The following is a 16577-nucleotide window of genomic DNA, read 5'->3' on the forward strand; positions in this document are numbered from 1 at the left end:
ATATAAAAATATCGGGATTTTCCCAGATGCATTATGGTTAAAACTACAAAATCTTAAACTCTGTACGTCTGTTTTTTTGTCTGCCTTCTTCTGTAGTATTATCCGCAATTGGCTTTGTGCTGCCGTATCCTTTGTATATCAGTCTGTTATTGGGTATGCCAGAAGAGGAGAGGTATTCCGAGACTTTTTGAGCCCTTGACTTGGACAAAGCGAGGTTTGCATCTGAATTTCCTGTATTGTCAGTATGACCGGAGATCTCAATTTTTATAGAAGGATTTTCAAGTAATAGTTTAATAAGTTTCTGTAACTCAATGGTTGATTCGGGTCTAATGTCAGATTTACCCGTATCAAAAAAGATATTTTTCAGAACTACTGTTGCCCCTGCCTTAGCACTTTGGAGCTGAACATCATTTTTTAATTCTTTATATCCATCTTTCTCTGAAAGAAAGACATTTTCAGAGTAAAATAATTTCCCTTTTTTCTCAATCGTAATTCCATAATTTTTTCCTGATGGAAGGGCTACCATATATTTTCCGTTTGCACTGTTAGAGGAAAATTTTGCAACTACTTCTCTGCTTGAGTTATCAGTAATGGTGATATCAGCATCCAGAGGCTTACCTGTTTCATCTTTTACAGTTCCTTTAAGCAATGCAAGCTCTGGCTCTTCGCTTACCGGCATTCTTACTGAGTATAAATCCTGCCTTCCCTGTCCGCCTTCTTTGTCAGATGAATAATATCCGATTTTACCATTAGCAGAAAGCACAAAATAAACATCATCTCCTGCTGTGTTAAGAGGGTATCCAAGATTTACCGGTGCAGACCATCCGCCGGAAGGAGTTTTCTCAGATTTGAATATGTCAAATCCACCCATTGTAGAATGTCCTTTGGAGCTGAAATAAAGGGTCTTTCCATCTGGGTGAATAAATGGAGCATCTTCATCATAGGGCGTATTTATGCCTTCCAGCTTCTTAGGTACAGACCATTTACCCCCTAATGTTCTGGAACAATAGTAAATATCTCTGTTTGCCTTAAAGTTTTCAGCTCTTACAAAATACAAGGTTCTTTCATCAGGAGAAAGACAAGCGGATGTTTCGAAAAAGGGAGTATTAATGGAAAGTGGTTCGGGTTTGGTCCACTGATTTCCCTTTTTCTCTGAGATATAAATATCTCCTCCGTTACTGCTTTTGTAAATAAACATTGTTTCTCCTGACGGAGCTATTCCTATACAGGCATCATGTAAATCTGAGTTAACCGGAGTACCCATATTTTGTGGAGTATCCCAGGAGCCTCCTTTATTCTGACTTACATAAATATCCTCGAAATAAAGTCCGTCATATTCCTTTTTCCCTCCAGTAGAGCCTGTTCTGCGGGAAGTAAAATAAAGCTCGGACAAGTCAGGAGTGATATAGGGCAGATATTCCTGAAACTGTGTATTCACAATAGGTCCTGCATTTGAAATTTTAAAATCAACTGGGTTCCTTATATAACCTTTTCCGAACTCACACTCAGCAATAAGTTTTGATATAGCTCTTTTATTTTTGTTGCCGGGGTCTGATTTCTTATAGTTTTCAATAGCCTTGTCGAAGTTATGGTTAAGATGATAGGATTGGCCAAGGATGAAGTACATTTCACTGGTTGGAGTCTCTGCATATGCTACGGCATCAGCAGCATATTTCAAAGCCTTTGTTTTGGGGGAAGTCAGCAGGTAGCACTGTGCTATCCTGAAATTAACATAAGGATCCGTTTTCTTTTGTTCCAGAGCCTGTTCATATATTCCAAGTGCCTGAAAGAAATTTTTTTCCTCAAAAAGCTTGTCTGCTTTTTTGATTTGCTTTTCATCCTGGCTAAAACTTTTTAACGAAAGAAAAAGGGTGAAAAGGATCAATATAATTTTTGTGCATTGCATAAGGCTCCAGGATTTAGAGGGATTGTCCCAGTAGAAGAGATTACGACAATTTTGAAATATAAGCCTGTCCTACTGTGGCTTAAAAAGAAAGAATGTCAGAAAACTTAGGTGCTCCCTGACATTCTGCTGATAAATAAACGAGATTTATCTATAAATATTGGACTATCTAAGTCTGTCCACTGATCTTACAAGTTCTTCATCTTTTCTGATAAATCTGTTTGCCAGCATATTCAGGATAATACCGGCTATAGGTAAAAAGAAAGCAATATCGAAACTTTCTTCATAAAGAGTGAAGCCTATCTTTTTAACCTCATGGATAGCATAAACATTAGCACCAATAAGAGCAGACATTAGCAGAGAGTTAACCAGGCCAAGCTTCATCTGAAACAGTCTGTTTTTGTATTTGAAAATAGATATTAAAGCAGTCACTGCCGCCACTATGGCTATAGCTGCTATATAGGAGGAAGCATAAACAGCATCACCGGGGTTGGTCGTCTCATATGCCTTAAAAGAATTTACAATGATTTTTAGACCTGTTTGTGGTTCTGTTTTTTCCCAAATAGGAAAAAACAATGTCAGTACCATCACTACTGCCACAAAAAAGAGTAGGACTGATTGGATTCTTTGAATCATCTTAGGATCGTTTTTAAATTGCGAAAAGCAAAAATAATATCATTTTGTTTTAAATTACAACTTTCTTTGAGTGGAGGTAAAGTGAAACGTTATTTTCTAGAGGTTGCCTATAAAGGGACAAATTACAGTGGCTGGCAGATACAGAAAAATGCTGTTTCAGTACAGGAGGAGCTAAACAGAGTCCTAAAGGTGCTATTTGGAGGTCATATAAATACCCTTGGAAGCGGTCGGACAGATACCGGTGTTCATGCAGAACAGCAATTTGTACAAATAGACCTGGAAAAAGACTTTACGCAGGATTACTTGTACAAAATTAACAGGATGCTTCCTGAAGATATTTCAGTAAGAAAATATATTGAAGTGAACCCTGAGGCAAATGCCCGATTTGATGCCCTTTCAAGAAGATATGAGTATAGAATTGCAAGGGTAAAAAATCCATTTTTGTTTGGGCTATCCTACTTTTACCCTCGTCCTATGGACATGACTCTTTTAAACAATGCTTCCGCTTTATTGTATAATTATTCTGACTTCCAGAGTTTTAGTAAGGTGAAAACATCGGTAGAGAATTTCCTTTGCACGATTTATAGAGCTGAATGGGAAGAAAGAGGAGAGCTATTGATATTTCATGTGGAAGCTAACAGGTTTTTAAGAGGGATGGTTAGGGCATTGGTGGGTACTCTAATTGATGTTGGGTTAGGGAAAATGTCTATCGATGAATTTAAAGAAATCCTGGATAAAAAGGATCGGAAAGCGGCAGGACGTGCAGTACCTCCGGAAGGGCTATTCCTTTGCGAAGTAAAATATCCCCAAGAAATCTTTTCGGAAAAATAATTTTAAAGAAGAAAGTTTTAAATCAAAGCATTAGTAATTAGGTTCTTTAAGCAAATGAGGAAAATTGGGATTTAACTTTCTTTCGCTCCTCTTAGTTTTTAGATTACTTTTGCTCTAAATAATTGAAGCATTGTGAAAGATAAGAAAACGATCAGTGGGAATTTATTTGATCTGAAGATCCTGAACAGACTTTTTCAATACCTGAAGCCTTATAAAGGATCTTTTCTGTTTCTGGTTTTTCTTACCGTTCTCTCAGCAATACTGGGACCAGCCAAGCCATTGATCATCAAATATACCCTTGATACCTATGTTCAAGGCAGTGATGCTATAGGGCTCAGAAATATGGTACTGCTGCTATTGGGACTTCTGGCCCTGCACTCAGTCGTAGAATATTTACATACTTATATTGCAAGCTGGCTTGGCCAAAGTGTAATTAAAGACATCAGAATAAAATTGTTTTCACACCTTGTCAGGTTCCGTCTGAAATTTTTTGATCGAACACCTATCGGTACACTTGTTACAAGGAATGTGTCAGATGTGGAAACCCTATCAAATGTCTTTAGTGAAGGTTTGGCATCTATCGTGGCAGATTTACTGCAGTTGGCAACGATTCTTGGTGTAATGTTTTATATTAACTGGAAGCTTACTTTGTACAGCCTTTCCATGCTACCTTTGTTGTTACTTTCTACTTATATTTTTAAGGAAAAAATAAAAAGCTCATTTAATGAGGTGCGTACTGCTGTTGCCCGTCTAAACGCTTTTGTTCAGGAGCATATCACCGGGATGAACATCGTTCAGATCTTCAACAGTGAGGAAAGAGAATTCGAGAAATTTAAAAAGATCAATGAGGAGCATAAAGTTTCTAATCTGAAGTCGGTCCTTTATTATTCAATCTATATGCCTGTAGCTGAAATCATGGCAGCAATAGGAACTGGACTTTTAATCTGGTATGGAGCCAATGCTGTGATGAAGGAAATGGTAAGTCTCGGAGATCTTGTCGCATTTATTTTGTATATCTCCATGTTCTTTCGACCGATCAGAATGATTGCAGACCGCTTTAATACTTTACAAATGGGTATTGTCAGTTCGGACAGGATATTTAAATTACTGGATAATGATGAAGACATTATTCCAAGCGGAAATCATAAAGCTCAATCTTTTAAAGGTGAAGTAAAATTTGAGAATGTCTGGTTTGCCTATTCTGAAGAAGATTATGTTTTAAAAGATATTTCATTTAATGTAAATGCAGGTGAAAAGGTTGCTTTTGTTGGTGCCACCGGAGCAGGAAAATCATCAATCATTAGTATTTTAAACAGATTCTATGATATCAATAAGGGAACAATCCTGGTTGATGGAATTGATTTAAAAACGTATGACCTGGATTATTTAAGATCTCAGATTTCAATGGTACTGCAGGATGTATTTCTTTTCAGCGACAGTATCAGAAATAATATTACTTTAAGGAATGATTCGATAAGTGATGCAAAGATTTGGGAAGCGGCTGAACTGGTAGGAGCAAGAAACTTCATTGAGAGACTTCCAGGCGGATTGGATTATAATGTTCAGGAAAGAGGTGCGACTTTATCCGTTGGTCAGAGACAATTAATATCCTTTATCCGCGCCATGGTCTATGATCCTAAAATTATAGTGCTGGACGAAGCTACTTCATCTATTGATTCAGAAACGGAAGAGTTGATTCAGAAAGCAATAGAGAAGCTAATGTTAGGAAGAACATCTATCATAATAGCACACAGGCTTTCTACAATAAGGAATTCTGATAAAATTATAGTCATGGATAAAGGTGAAATTAAAGAAACCGGAAAACATGAAGAGTTAATTGCCAAGGGAGGGCTGTACGCTCAACTTAACAAACTTCAGTATAAAAATCTTTTGGAGGCATAATGAATAAGAAACTGTTAATCTGGATCGGTGTAATATTTTTAGCAGCTGTGCTGGGAAGCTATGGATACAAAACGCTTGGTGGATTTAACGAGCCTATTTATAAAGTAAAGAAAGCTCCCACTTTCTTTATGTTAGGAAAATCATACCACGGCATTCTAGCTGATCAGGCTTTTGGCCAGCTTTTTAATGACGCAGAGAAGTTGAAATCGGGGAGGTTTCAAAACGGATTAGTCGCAGGTTATTTTTATAATGAAACTCAAAAAGGAACAGACACTATAAAAGCTTTTGTAGGTCTGCTGTTTGAGGATTCTATCGCTCCAATCAAAGGTTACTCTGTATTGAGAATTAATGAAAGAAAGGTAGTGGAAGCGACAGTGAATGCGCATTTTCTGGTAGCTCCAGCTAACATTTATGATAAAATTAAAGCTTTTGGGAAAGAACAAAATTTAACGGTGATTGCTTCACCTGCATTGGAAATTTATCCTAAAGAAAGACAGTTTGTAATACAGGTTCCTGTGATAAAGTGACCGCGCAGAGACGCCGTGCTGGCGTCTCCTTATCTACTGTGCTGGGATTTCATAATACACCACGCCAAAGTTTTCCTATCCAAACACATACATTCTTTTCTTATTAAGAACTAAGAATCAATAAAGAACTGTTTCTTTTCTAGTGATTGTAATCTTTTTGAAATATTTATTTTTTAATATTTTTTTGGCTTTATTTAATAGCTTTGTTTTATAAATTATTATATTTCTTTTTATTACAATAAGTTAAGAGAGGGAAATGCATGTCTTCAATAAAATAGCTATCAAATCACTTATCATACATTCATTTATTAATCACAACACTTTATGAAAATTTATACAAGACATTTTTCATTATTAGTTTTATCCGTGTTATTCGGGCACTTGCTCTATGCTCAGGCAGAGTCCACTACAGAACACTACAAGGCTCCTAAAGCCGCTATAGCCCCTGTTATCGATGGAAATGCCAATGACGTTGCATGGAATGATGCCGCATGGGTTCCTATTAGCAATGTTTATATTGGTAATCCAGTAACACCGGATGATTTCAGCGGCAGGTACAAGATAATTTGGACAGAAGACAGATTATATCTGCTTGCAGAGATAACAGATGATATTTTACGGGATGTAAATACTCCTGCACTTAAAAATTATTGGGATGATGATTGTCTTGAACTATTCCTGGATGAAAATAAGTCAGGAGGAAATCATGAGTATAATTATAATGCTTTTGCATACCATATGGCGATCAATAATATTGATGTTGCAGACATGGGTGCAGATAGGCAGCCTCATTTATTTAATGATCACATCACTTCTGCTAAAACACAAGCTGGAACAACGTATACCTGGGAGGTCTCTGTAAAGGTTTTCGGCGATAACTTTGTTTATGGACAAAATAATACTCCGTTGAAATTGACAGAGGGAAAAATAATGGGCTTTAACCTGGCTTATTGTGATAATGACAGAGCCCAGACCAGAGAAAATTTTATTGGCTCCCGCTACCTGGAGAAATCTATAGCAAACAATGGATATATCACAGCAGATGTTTTCGCCACACTGGAATTGGTTGCCGGTTCTGTTACAACAACCATTGATGTTCCGGGCACTCAGGATGCTTTTATGATTTACCCTAATCCAGCTGAAGAAGGCGTTATTTATTTAAATCAAACATCTGATATAGAGATCTATAATGCTCTTGGGAATTTTGTTTCTTCTGCCAAAGCGGTTTCAGTAGTAGATATATCTACTTTTTCTAAAGGAGAATATATTGTAAAGACAAATAAAGGTGAAGTTTTAAGATTTGTGAAGAAGTAAAGTTATAATATCAGTTTTGAAAAAAATATATCACACTGGGCTGAAATAAAAAAAGCTAAGCATTGAGGATGCTTAGCTTTTTTATTTTTTAGTTTAATTTATTAAACCTTACTTTCTTCTTCAAGCTGTTTGGTATACAACGTTTTATAAATTCCATTAAGCTTCATCAGGCTTTCATGATTGCCTTTTTCTGCCACCTCACCATTTTCCAAGACAATAATCTGATCCGCAAGCTTTACTGAAGATGCTCTGTGCGAAATAATGATTGTTGTTCTGTCTTTCATTATTTTCTTAAGGTTATTCAGAATTGTGTTTTCTGTTTTTGTATCAACAGCTGAAAGACAATCGTCAAGAATTAAAATCTTAGGAGACCTTGAAATAGCTCTGGCGATGGACAATCTTTGCTTTTGTCCCCCTGAAAGGGTAATTCCTCTTTCACCAAGAATAGTATCAAACTTTTCCGGAAACTCTATAATGTTTTGGTAGAGATCTGCATCTTTCGCAGCCTGTATGACCTGATTTTCTCCTATGAATAGTGAACCAAATGCAATATTATTTCTGATGGAATCACTGAAAAGAAATACATCCTGAGGAACGTATCCGCATTGTGCTCTTAAGGATTGAATATCATAATCCCTGATGGGAACATTATCTATCTTGATGCTTCCATGTGTACTATCATAAAGCCTTACCATAAGATTGGCGATGGATGATTTACCAGAGCCTGTTCCCCCTATAATTGCAAGAGATTCTCCCGCTTTTACTTTAAAAGAAACACCATTGAGCGCAGTTATTCCAGTATCAGGATAAACAAGAGATACATTCTCGAATTCAACTTCTCCTTGAAGGTTTTTGCTGAAATTTTTTTGAGAAATAATATCTGTCTTTGTTTTCAGGAATTCATTAATTCTTCCCTGTGAAGCTTCAGCTTTCTGTACCAGACTGGTTGTCCAGCCAAGAGAAGCAACGGGCCAGGTCAGACGGTTAATGTATAAAAAGAATTCCGGAATATTGCCGTAGTGCAGCCTTCCTTCAATCAATTCATTACCTCCTACATATAAAACCATGATTGTACTTAATCCAATGAGGGCCAGAATAACCGGGAAGAAAAATGCATTTACCCTTGCAAGTTCCAGAGATTTGGCTTTATATACTTCACTTGCCTCTGCAAACCCCTGGGAAATTTTGTCTTCTCTGACAAATGATTTAGTTACTCTGATTCCTGAAAAAGATTCCTGAGAATAGGTAGATAGAGCGGAAAGCTCTTTTTGTATAGCGAGAGATTTTTTAACAATAAGGTTTTCTATAAGAAATATAGATAGGGCAAGAACTGGCAGCGGAAGTAACACATATAAGGTAAGTTTGGCATTTGCAAAAAACATGATAGGCACTGTGACGGCAAAAAGTACAATCAAATCCAGGATGTACATAACAGCAGGTCCTAAATACATTCTGACATTGCTTACATCTTCTGAAACTCTCGCTAATAAGTCTCCGGTATTGTTTTTTCTGTAAAAACTAAGTGGCAAAGTCTGATAATGCTCATAAATTTCGTTTTTGAGATCGAATTCGATAAGCCTTGAGGTGCCTATTATAGTCTGCCTCTGAAAATAAAGGAAGAGCCCGCTGAGTATTGCTAGCCCAATAATGGCAAGGCCAGCCATAGCTATGTTATAGGTAAAGTTATCAGTCTGAAAAAAAATTTTTTCAATTCCTTCGGTACTGGTTCTGTTGTAACTTTCAGTAACATAGTTGATTGCCCATCGAACAATTACGGCAGGTACTGTAGCGAAAACTTTTGATAAAATTATAAAGCCGAGCCCAAGCAGGAATTTGGTTCTGTACTTGTAGAAATATTTATTGAGGTAATTTAACTCCTTCACAACGAATTAATACTTAATTTTAAAATCCATCCCTTCTTAAAATTGAAAAGGAGTGAAAAATAAACTAATATTGCTCCCGGGATTTAAGAAGGTATTCGACCCAAAGATAAACTAAATAAAGTTTAAAAAGTTGAAGTCCCGAAGATTCTGAAATTTTAATTAAAATACAAAAAACGTTCTTTACAATTCTGCGATGTTAAACAGGAGGCTATTACGAGTAAAAGTGATGCAAACGCTCTATGCACTAAGTCAATCTGAAGTGTCAAATTTTGAGCTGGGAAAAGATTACATGGATGAAAAATTTGCTCCGGATCTCAATGCCCCGGAAAGGCCGGATTATGAAAAGCTGCACAAGCAAAAGGAGCATGCCAAAAAAGTATACGAAAGAAGTTTTTTACACCAGAGTGTTATTGATACAGAATCTGATCCTGAAGTAAAAGTTGCTGTACTGAATGCAAGAAATGAATTCAAGAAGCAGGTTGCCAAAGACCGCAAATATTTCAGGGTATTACTGGGTGAAAACGTAAATTCAATCTATGAGAGATACATCAAATTCCTGATGTTGCCATATAAAATCGCAGAAGAGGCAGAATTTAACTTTAACAAGAATAAAAATAAATTTATCATTACTCCGGAAGATGCTCTTAATGAAATCAAACTGAAACAAAACAAGTTAGTTGAAGCTTTATCGTTGAATAAACATATTGAGGCTGCAAGAATCAAAAAGAACATCAGCTGGAGAGAAGGGGAAATAGCAAGTATTTACAGAGATATAGTCCGTCCTGACAAGGAATATCGGGAATATCTTATGAAACCTTCTGATTTTGAAACGGATAAGGCATTTATTCTTTATCTTTTAAAAACACTGATATTTAAAAGTAATATTGTTGATGGGTTCTTCGAAGAAGGTGATATTTATTGGACAGAAGATAAGTCTATCATAAAAAGTCTGGTCGTTAAAACCCTGAAAGAAATAGAAGAGGACAAACGTGAGGATTTTGATCTTCTTGAAATTTCGGGAAATTGGGAGGAAGATCAGGAATTTTACAGAGAACTTTATGATAAAACAGTAGCTGATGAAGAGGAGTTGGAAAAACTTGTTGAGGATAAGATTAAAAACTGGGATATTGAAAGGTTAGCGGCCACAGACAAAATTATCCTTAAACTGGCTATAGGGGAAATGATACATTTTCCAAGTATTCCTGTGAAAGTAACCATTAATGAGTATATTGAAATTTCAAAAGAATACAGTACTCCTAAAAGCAAACAATTTGTAAATGGGGTCCTTGATAAAGTCTCTGAAGAGCTTGTAAAATCAGGGGTTATTAAGAAAAGCGGAAGAGGCTTGATAGACAATAAATAAGTTTTAAGTCATAAGTTTTAAGTTTAAAGTAAAAAGCTTAAAGCTGATTGCATAAAGCTTAAAGTGGAAAAAAAACAGAAATTAATCGTAGAGACGCCATGCTGGGTCTCCCTGTCCTCTGGCAGGCTTTATTTTAAGGGAAGAAAATTCATTAAAAGCGGAAACCATAGGGCTTAAAGTTAAAAGCTTCCAATTATTAAAACGAGAAACTTTTCAACTTAAGTGAGTCAGAATTCCAAACTTAGGGAGGAGCCGCATGAATGGATTTATGCTTAGCTAAAGTTTGAGTATTAAAGGTGAGATCTTTAAGCTTTTAACTTTAAGCTTTTAACTTTTAAAAGAAGATTAAAAAGTTTCAAATATAAATTTATATTGACATGAGCAAAAGTTCTAAAACCTTCCTGGCTTTTCTGGCCGGTGCTACAGCAGGCGCAATCATTGGTATCCTTTACGCTCCTGATAAAGGAAAAAATACCAGAGATAAATTAAGCTTTCAGCTTGATAAATATAAAACCAAACTTCAGGAACTTATTGCTCAGTTAATGGAAGAAAAAGATTTGCCTCATACTGCTGCCAGAGCAGAAGGGCAAAAGGTAATCAATGATACAAAAGTGAGAGCAGAGGAGCTTCTGGGAGATGTAGAAAGCTTGATTGATCAGATAAAAGGTCGAAAGTAATTTTTAAATAAAGTCCCTAAATTTTTGAATTATGAAGAAGCTGGTTACTCTAATTCCGGGCGATGGAATAGGCCCGGAAATTGTTGAATCCGTTAAGGATATTTTCAGTGCAGCCGGCGCCCCAATCGAATGGGAAGAGATAAACGCTGGCCAAATTTCTGTCGACACTGGCGGAAAACTTATACCAGATGAGTTGATTGCTTCTTTAAAAAAGAATAAAATCGGTTTGAAAGGTCCGATTTCAACTCCTGTAGGCAAAGGGTTTAAAAGTATCAATGTGCAGCTTCGTCAGCTGTTTGATCTCTATGCCAATCTAAGACCTTGCAAAAATATTCCAGGTCTGGTTACTAAATTCTCAAATGTAGACCTGGTTATTGTAAGAGAAAATACAGAAGGACTTTATTCAGGATTGGAATATTACGACGAACGCTTGGGGATTGCAGATTCAATAGCTCGTGTAACTAAAGTGGGCTGTTACCAGATAGTTAAAGAAGCATTTGAATATGCTAAAAATAACGGCCGGAAAAAGGTTACTCTGGTTCATAAAGCAAATATTCTCAAACAAGCCGGAGCGCTTTTTCTACAGGCAGGCGAAGAAATTGCCAAACAATATCCCGAAATTCAGAAAGACGAAATTATTATCGATAACATGTGTATGCAGCTGGTAGTTAGACCAGAAAAATTCGATGTTATTGTTACTACCAATCTTTTCGGTGATATTCTTTCAGATCTTTGTGCTGGTCTTGTGGGAGGATTGGGAATTGTTGCCGGAGCAAACATAGGAAAAGAAGCTTCTATATTTGAAGCTGTTCATGGTTCGGCTCCGGATATTGCAGGAAAAGGTATTGCAAATCCTACTGCTATTCTTAAATCTTCGGTAATGATGCTTGAACATATGGGTGAACAAGCAATTGCCAAAAGAATTGATAAAGCTCTGGACCTGACGCTTTCAGCTAAAGATCAGTGTACTGGTGATCTTGGGGGAAAAGCTTCAACCAAAGAGTTTACTAAAAATGTTATAAAGAACCTTTAATACGTTTTAATTAACCAATGCCTAATATGAAACGCGCATTTAAACTAATGTTTTCTTTGAGTCTGGCAGGGGCGTTGATGCTTTCTGCATGCGAAAAGAAAGGTGAGGAATCAACTGGAACTTCTGAAACAACCGAATCTTCTGCAATAGGAGACTCTGCCGATGTAAAAAAGCAAGAAGAACTTGCAGCTACTCAGATAACATTTACTGAAAGTAGCCACAACTTCGGAAAGATCAATGAAGGAGAAATTGTGGAACATACTTTTACTTTCAAAAATACAGGAACAGCTCCTCTTATTATTAGAGATGCTAAGGCTTCATGTGGGTGTACTATCCCTGAATGGACCAAAGAGCCTGTACAACCAGGACAGGAAGGAAAGTTGGAAGTGAAATACAACAGTTCCGGAAAAGAAGGAAAAATAAGTAAAACAGTAACTGTAATTGCCAACACTGAGCCTTCAGAAACAAAGCTGGAAATAGAGGCGGAAGTAATTACAAAGAAGAATTTGAATGGCCCTTATAAAAACCAATAAAACCTAAATATTACATTACTAATTAAATTATGAACCTAAACATTTTATTGCAGGCGCAACAAGGAGGAGATCAGTGGGTATCTCTTGTTTTTTTCGGTGTTATCATTGTGGTATTCTATTTCTTTATGATCAGACCACAACAGAAAAAGGCAAAAGAACAAAAGGAATTTAGAGAAAGCGTTAAAAAAGGGGATGATGTTGTTACAATTGGCGGTCTTCATGGAAAAGTTTCCAGTGTAGAAAACGATGATACCATCATTCTGGAAGTAGATAAAGGTGTGAGGCTTAAATTTGAAAAATCAGCAATCTCTGCTGAGGCAACTAAAAGAACTCAGACTCCTGCTGCCAAATCTTAATTCGATTGAGTAAAGGTAAGTTCATATTGGGGATAAAAGCAGACTGGCGGGCAGTAATACTATGTATTGTGGCAGCCAGTACATTCTGGTTTTTGAACGCTATGAATGATGATTATACTTCCAATATTACTTATCCTGTTATATTCGACTATCCGGAAGATAAGCTGGTAGCCGTCGAAAAACTTCCATCCAAAATCAGAATCAATGCATCTGGTTATGGATGGAATTTTTTTAGAAAAACTTTTTGGTTTAAAACCGCTCCTATTCACATTGAAATCAAAAAGGTTCCTAAGAAGAAATATATGTCTTCTGAGCAGCTCTATCATATTGTGAGTCAGCAATTGGATGACCTCAAAGTGAATTATGTTTTGACAGACTCTTTGTATTTGCCATTCGAGAAACTTAGAAAGAAGAAAGTTGTAATAGCTGCAGATACTTCAAAAATTTCTATGGCTCCCGGTTACATGATTGTAGGGCCAATAAAAATTTTTCCGGATACCCTGACTGTCCGTGGCGGCTATTCCCAGGTAAATGAGTTTCCTGATACTTTAAACCTTTTTATCCCTCAGACAAATATCTCTTCTTCTTATGATGAGGATGTAAAGACCGAAATTTCTTACTCTCCTGATATTGTCCTGAGTGTCCCTAAGGTAAAAGTTAAATTTGAAGTAGAGAAAGTGCATAAAGAAAATATTGTTCTTTCGCTTCAAAAGGTGAATTTCCCTGAAGGTAAAAAGTTATCTGAAAAAACTGTCATCTTGTCCTACTTCGTTAATAAAAACTCCAGAAATCAAGCAAAGGAAGAAGACTTTAAAGTGGTGGTAGATTACAATAACTTGAATCGGGATAAAACTATTAAAGCAAAACTGCTTAAAAAACCTTCTTTTGTCTACAGATATTATTTTACACCCGCTTTTATTAAAGTAAGTGATGAAGAGTAAGCAAATTCTGAAGATAGGAATTACTGGTGGTATTGGCAGTGGGAAAACAACTGTCAGCAGGGTGTTTTCTGTATTGGGAATTCCTGTTTATTATGCAGACGACAGAGCAAAATGGCTAATGGAAAATAACAGTGATGTGATTGAGGGGATTTCTACACTTTTCGGAAATACAGCATATTCTGCAGGAAAACTTAATAGGTCAGTTATCTCATCAAGAGCTTTCCACAATCCTGTGTTACTGGAACAACTCAATGCTATTGTGCATCCAGCTGTAAAAAAGGATTACGAAGACTGGCATTTGTCTCAAAGGGACATTCCATATACTCTCAAAGAAGCTGCATTGCTTTTTGAAGCGGGTTCATATAAGGATCTTGATAAAACCATTCTGGTTTTGTCTCCTGAAAATCTTAGAATAAGGAGAATAATTAAAAGGGATCCGTTCAGGACTCAGAAAGATATCAAGGCTATTCTTGAAAGGCAGATGAAAGATGAAGAAAAACAAAACCTGGCGGACTTTAGTATTTTGAATGATGAAGTTCATCTGATTATTCCGCAAGTTATTAAGATTCACCGAGAACTAACTTAAATCTTTTTTCCAAAATCTGAAATTGGTTAAATTTGTTCTACATTTTAACCGATATTCTATGAGATTTTTACTAATTGTCCTCTTACTCTTTTTAGGATTGCCTTCATTTTTGCATTCACAAACTCTTTTGTTAAACAAGGAATTTGGCTTAGGAAGCCCATACAGCGAGCCCGATGGAAGAAATGATATTGTTCGGATCTCCGACTCAGATTTTATTACGCTCGCGAAGGTAAAAGGAAATCAGACCGGAAAGTCCGAATTTTCCCTTGAAAGATACACCAATGAATTAAACTCAATATGGAAGGTAAGCCTTAATGTAGAGGCTTATGAAGATTACAAAGACCTTTATTATAATGGTAAAGACTTGGTTTTACTTTCCGTGATCCATAATGAATCAGAAAAAAAGACCAGAATGGAAGCATATGGTTTTGATATTTCAAATGGATCAAGAACATGGACTAAAGAACTGGAGGCTTATGAAGTAGGCGAATGGGAAATGCATCCACATAAAGGAAAAGTGAAAGAAACTTTCCTTGATGTCGTTTGTGAACATGCCAATCATAATTATGTTACCCCCTTCGAATATAAGCATAACGTTCACTTTTCTCCCGATAATAAAAAAATCGTTTCCTATGTATTTAATTATGGAGAGAAATATCTCTCTGCCAGTGTAAGTGTATATGACAACAAATGCAATCTCTTGTCAAGAGGAAAAGTAGGTATTGATAATGACTTTATAAATAATGGTATTTATGTTGACAATCAAGGTTTGATTTATCTGCTCAATGTAAACAACTTTGGAAAAGTTAATTTTATCAGATATAGCTTAGACACCAAAGATTTTGAAATTATAGAGCTTCCTGCTTCAAATCATCAGAAAGAAGATTTCCATATATCATTTCAGGATGATGGAATCTATATTGCTAATCTGGAACTTTCCCAGGAGAAACTAACAGGTGTGAAATACACAAAATGTAATTTTACCCAAAAAAGCATTGATATGATTGTCTATGAGGAGTTGACAGATGAGATGAAAAATGCAATAGCAAAGGAGCGAAAGAAAAATAAAAGTCTGAAAGGCGAGGAGAACTGGATGGATTACGACCTTACTCATTTTATTGTTAATCCGGATAAATCAGTGATGATGGCACTTGAGAAAAGGGATCTTTATGCGGAAGGATATCCTCACATAAAGAAAGATGCATTTGATAAATCTCATAATGTCGAAATTCTTGGTCACGTGCAGGCTGAGGGGATCATCCTGTTTTCTTTCAATAAAAATGGCGATAAACAATGGAGCAGTTATCTCGCAAAAAATCAGGTTTATCCTGCAAATGATGGTTTGAATACAATTTCATTTGTCCTTGATAATTCTCCTCAAGATCATATTCGAATTCTTTATGCCTCAACTGAGGGAATGGATGCTGCACCTCACACTATTAATATGGTTTCATTTGACAGGAACTCTGGTAAAATTATAAAAAATATTGTACTGCCTAATCAGGACAAACTGGTTCTTGTAAAGGATTATACCCTCTTTCTGGATGAATCTAATATTGTTCTTGTTGGTAAAAAAGGTCTGATGGGGAAATCATCTTCCATAGCCAAATTTAAGCTTTAAATAGCTAATTGTATGGAGTAGTGGAAAGTTGAACTTAATTGAACGAATTCCATAAAATCCTTTGTTTCCTAGATATTAACGTATATAACAATTTGACTTTCCAGTGGGTTAAATATTTATATACGTTTTTTGAAAATTTGAAAAAAGGAGGATGAGATGACGCTTAAAATTAACCATGATCAGCAGTATAAAAAATTTTATATAGATATAGCTGGCCGCAGCGCAACACTTAAATACGAAAGATTTGACGGCATACTTGACCTGCGTGTTTTATTTGTTCCTCAGAATTTGAGGGGTAAAGGAATCGCTAAAAAAGTGATAGAACATGTAGTGAAGTTTGCTAAAAAGAATAATTTAAAAATTAAAACATCCTGTTCTTACATTGCCAATTATCTGATAGAACATCCTGAGTTGAATGACATGGTATTGAAAAGAGAGGAATTACAAAATATTGTTTTAAGCGATAATTGA

The 16577-nt window shown here is 36.1% G+C and carries 16 protein-coding genes; 13 read left to right on the plus strand and 3 right to left on the minus strand.

Annotation, left to right across the window (positions count from 1 at the left end; genetic code table 11):
• Nucleotides 1-43: 43 nt before the first annotated feature.
• Nucleotides 44-1906 carry an OmpA family protein gene (locus MYP_RS19895; protein WP_045467464.1) on the minus strand — a complete coding sequence of 621 codons (1863 nt, stop codon included), beginning with the start codon at nt 1904-1906 and terminating at the stop codon, nt 44-46.
• A gap of 162 nt (nt 1907-2068) precedes the next feature.
• Nucleotides 2069-2539, minus strand: a complete 471-nt coding sequence (locus MYP_RS19900) for a DUF4293 domain-containing protein (protein ID WP_028979700.1) — start codon at nt 2537-2539, stop codon at nt 2069-2071.
• A gap of 81 nt (nt 2540-2620) precedes the next feature.
• Between MYP_RS19900 and truA the strand changes: the two genes are divergently transcribed.
• The 4 genes from truA to MYP_RS19920 all read left to right on the plus strand — a co-directional run bounded on the left by truA (nt 2621) and on the right by MYP_RS19920 (nt 7113).
• Entirely contained in the window at nt 2621-3370 is a 750-nt protein-coding gene (gene truA / locus MYP_RS19905; RefSeq protein ID WP_045467742.1) for a tRNA pseudouridine(38-40) synthase TruA, read from the plus strand.
• A 132-nt stretch (nt 3371-3502) separates the two neighbouring features.
• Entirely contained in the window at nt 3503-5272 is a 1770-nt protein-coding gene (locus MYP_RS19910) for an ABC transporter ATP-binding protein (protein ID WP_045467469.1), read from the plus strand.
• Nucleotides 5272-5799, plus strand: coding sequence for a hypothetical protein (locus MYP_RS19915; protein WP_045467472.1), 528 nt, complete (start codon nt 5272-5274; stop codon nt 5797-5799). The genes MYP_RS19910 and MYP_RS19915 overlap by 1 nt, the downstream gene beginning before the upstream one ends.
• Before the next feature lie 324 nt (nt 5800-6123).
• A complete protein-coding gene (locus tag MYP_RS19920; RefSeq protein ID WP_052430378.1) occupies nt 6124-7113 on the plus strand; it encodes a sugar-binding protein in 990 nt (329 codons plus the stop codon).
• 101 nt (nt 7114-7214) lie between these two features.
• On the opposite strand, the gene MYP_RS19925 is transcribed toward MYP_RS19920, so the two are convergent.
• Nucleotides 7215-8996, minus strand: a complete 1782-nt coding sequence (locus tag MYP_RS19925; RefSeq protein WP_045467474.1) for an ABC transporter ATP-binding protein — start codon at nt 8994-8996, stop codon at nt 7215-7217.
• A gap of 226 nt (nt 8997-9222) precedes the next feature.
• On the opposite strand from MYP_RS19925, the gene nusB reads away from it, so the two are divergent.
• The 9 genes from nusB (at nt 9223) to MYP_RS19970 (ending at nt 16577) form a co-directional block, all read left to right on the plus strand.
• On the plus strand, nt 9223-10359 hold the full coding sequence (gene nusB, locus MYP_RS19930) for a transcription antitermination factor NusB (protein ID WP_197060146.1): 1137 nt from the start codon (nt 9223-9225) through the stop codon (nt 10357-10359).
• A gap of 377 nt (nt 10360-10736) precedes the next feature.
• Nucleotides 10737-11036: a YtxH domain-containing protein gene (locus tag MYP_RS19935; RefSeq protein ID WP_028979694.1), complete on the plus strand. Its 300-nt coding sequence runs from the start codon at nt 10737-10739 to the stop codon at nt 11034-11036.
• A 31-nt stretch (nt 11037-11067) separates the two neighbouring features.
• On the plus strand, nt 11068-12069 hold the full coding sequence (locus MYP_RS19940) for an isocitrate/isopropylmalate dehydrogenase family protein (protein ID WP_045467478.1): 1002 nt from the start codon (nt 11068-11070) through the stop codon (nt 12067-12069).
• Between the two features lie 26 nt (nt 12070-12095).
• Complete coding sequence (locus tag MYP_RS19945) at nt 12096-12602, plus strand: DUF1573 domain-containing protein (protein WP_045467481.1); 507 nt, start codon at nt 12096-12098, stop codon at nt 12600-12602.
• 29 nt (nt 12603-12631) lie between these two features.
• Nucleotides 12632-12958 carry a preprotein translocase subunit YajC gene (yajC, locus tag MYP_RS19950; protein ID WP_045467482.1) on the plus strand — a complete coding sequence of 109 codons (327 nt, stop codon included), beginning with the start codon at nt 12632-12634 and terminating at the stop codon, nt 12956-12958.
• A gap of 5 nt (nt 12959-12963) precedes the next feature.
• Nucleotides 12964-13899, plus strand: coding sequence for a hypothetical protein (locus tag MYP_RS19955; RefSeq protein WP_156140755.1), 936 nt, complete (start codon nt 12964-12966; stop codon nt 13897-13899).
• Nucleotides 13889-14485 carry a dephospho-CoA kinase gene (coaE, locus tag MYP_RS19960; protein ID WP_045467484.1) on the plus strand — a complete coding sequence of 199 codons (597 nt, stop codon included), beginning with the start codon at nt 13889-13891 and terminating at the stop codon, nt 14483-14485. The genes MYP_RS19955 and coaE overlap by 11 nt, the downstream gene beginning before the upstream one ends.
• 58 nt (nt 14486-14543) lie before the next feature.
• Nucleotides 14544-16106 carry a hypothetical protein gene (locus MYP_RS19965; RefSeq protein WP_045467485.1) on the plus strand — a complete coding sequence of 521 codons (1563 nt, stop codon included), beginning with the start codon at nt 14544-14546 and terminating at the stop codon, nt 16104-16106.
• 156 nt (nt 16107-16262) lie between these two features.
• Nucleotides 16263-16577: a GNAT family N-acetyltransferase gene (locus tag MYP_RS19970; protein WP_045467486.1), complete on the plus strand. Its 315-nt coding sequence runs from the start codon at nt 16263-16265 to the stop codon at nt 16575-16577.

It is taken from the genome of Sporocytophaga myxococcoides (assembly GCF_000775915.1).
GTDB lineage: Bacteria > Bacteroidota > Bacteroidia > Cytophagales > Cytophagaceae > Sporocytophaga > Sporocytophaga myxococcoides_A.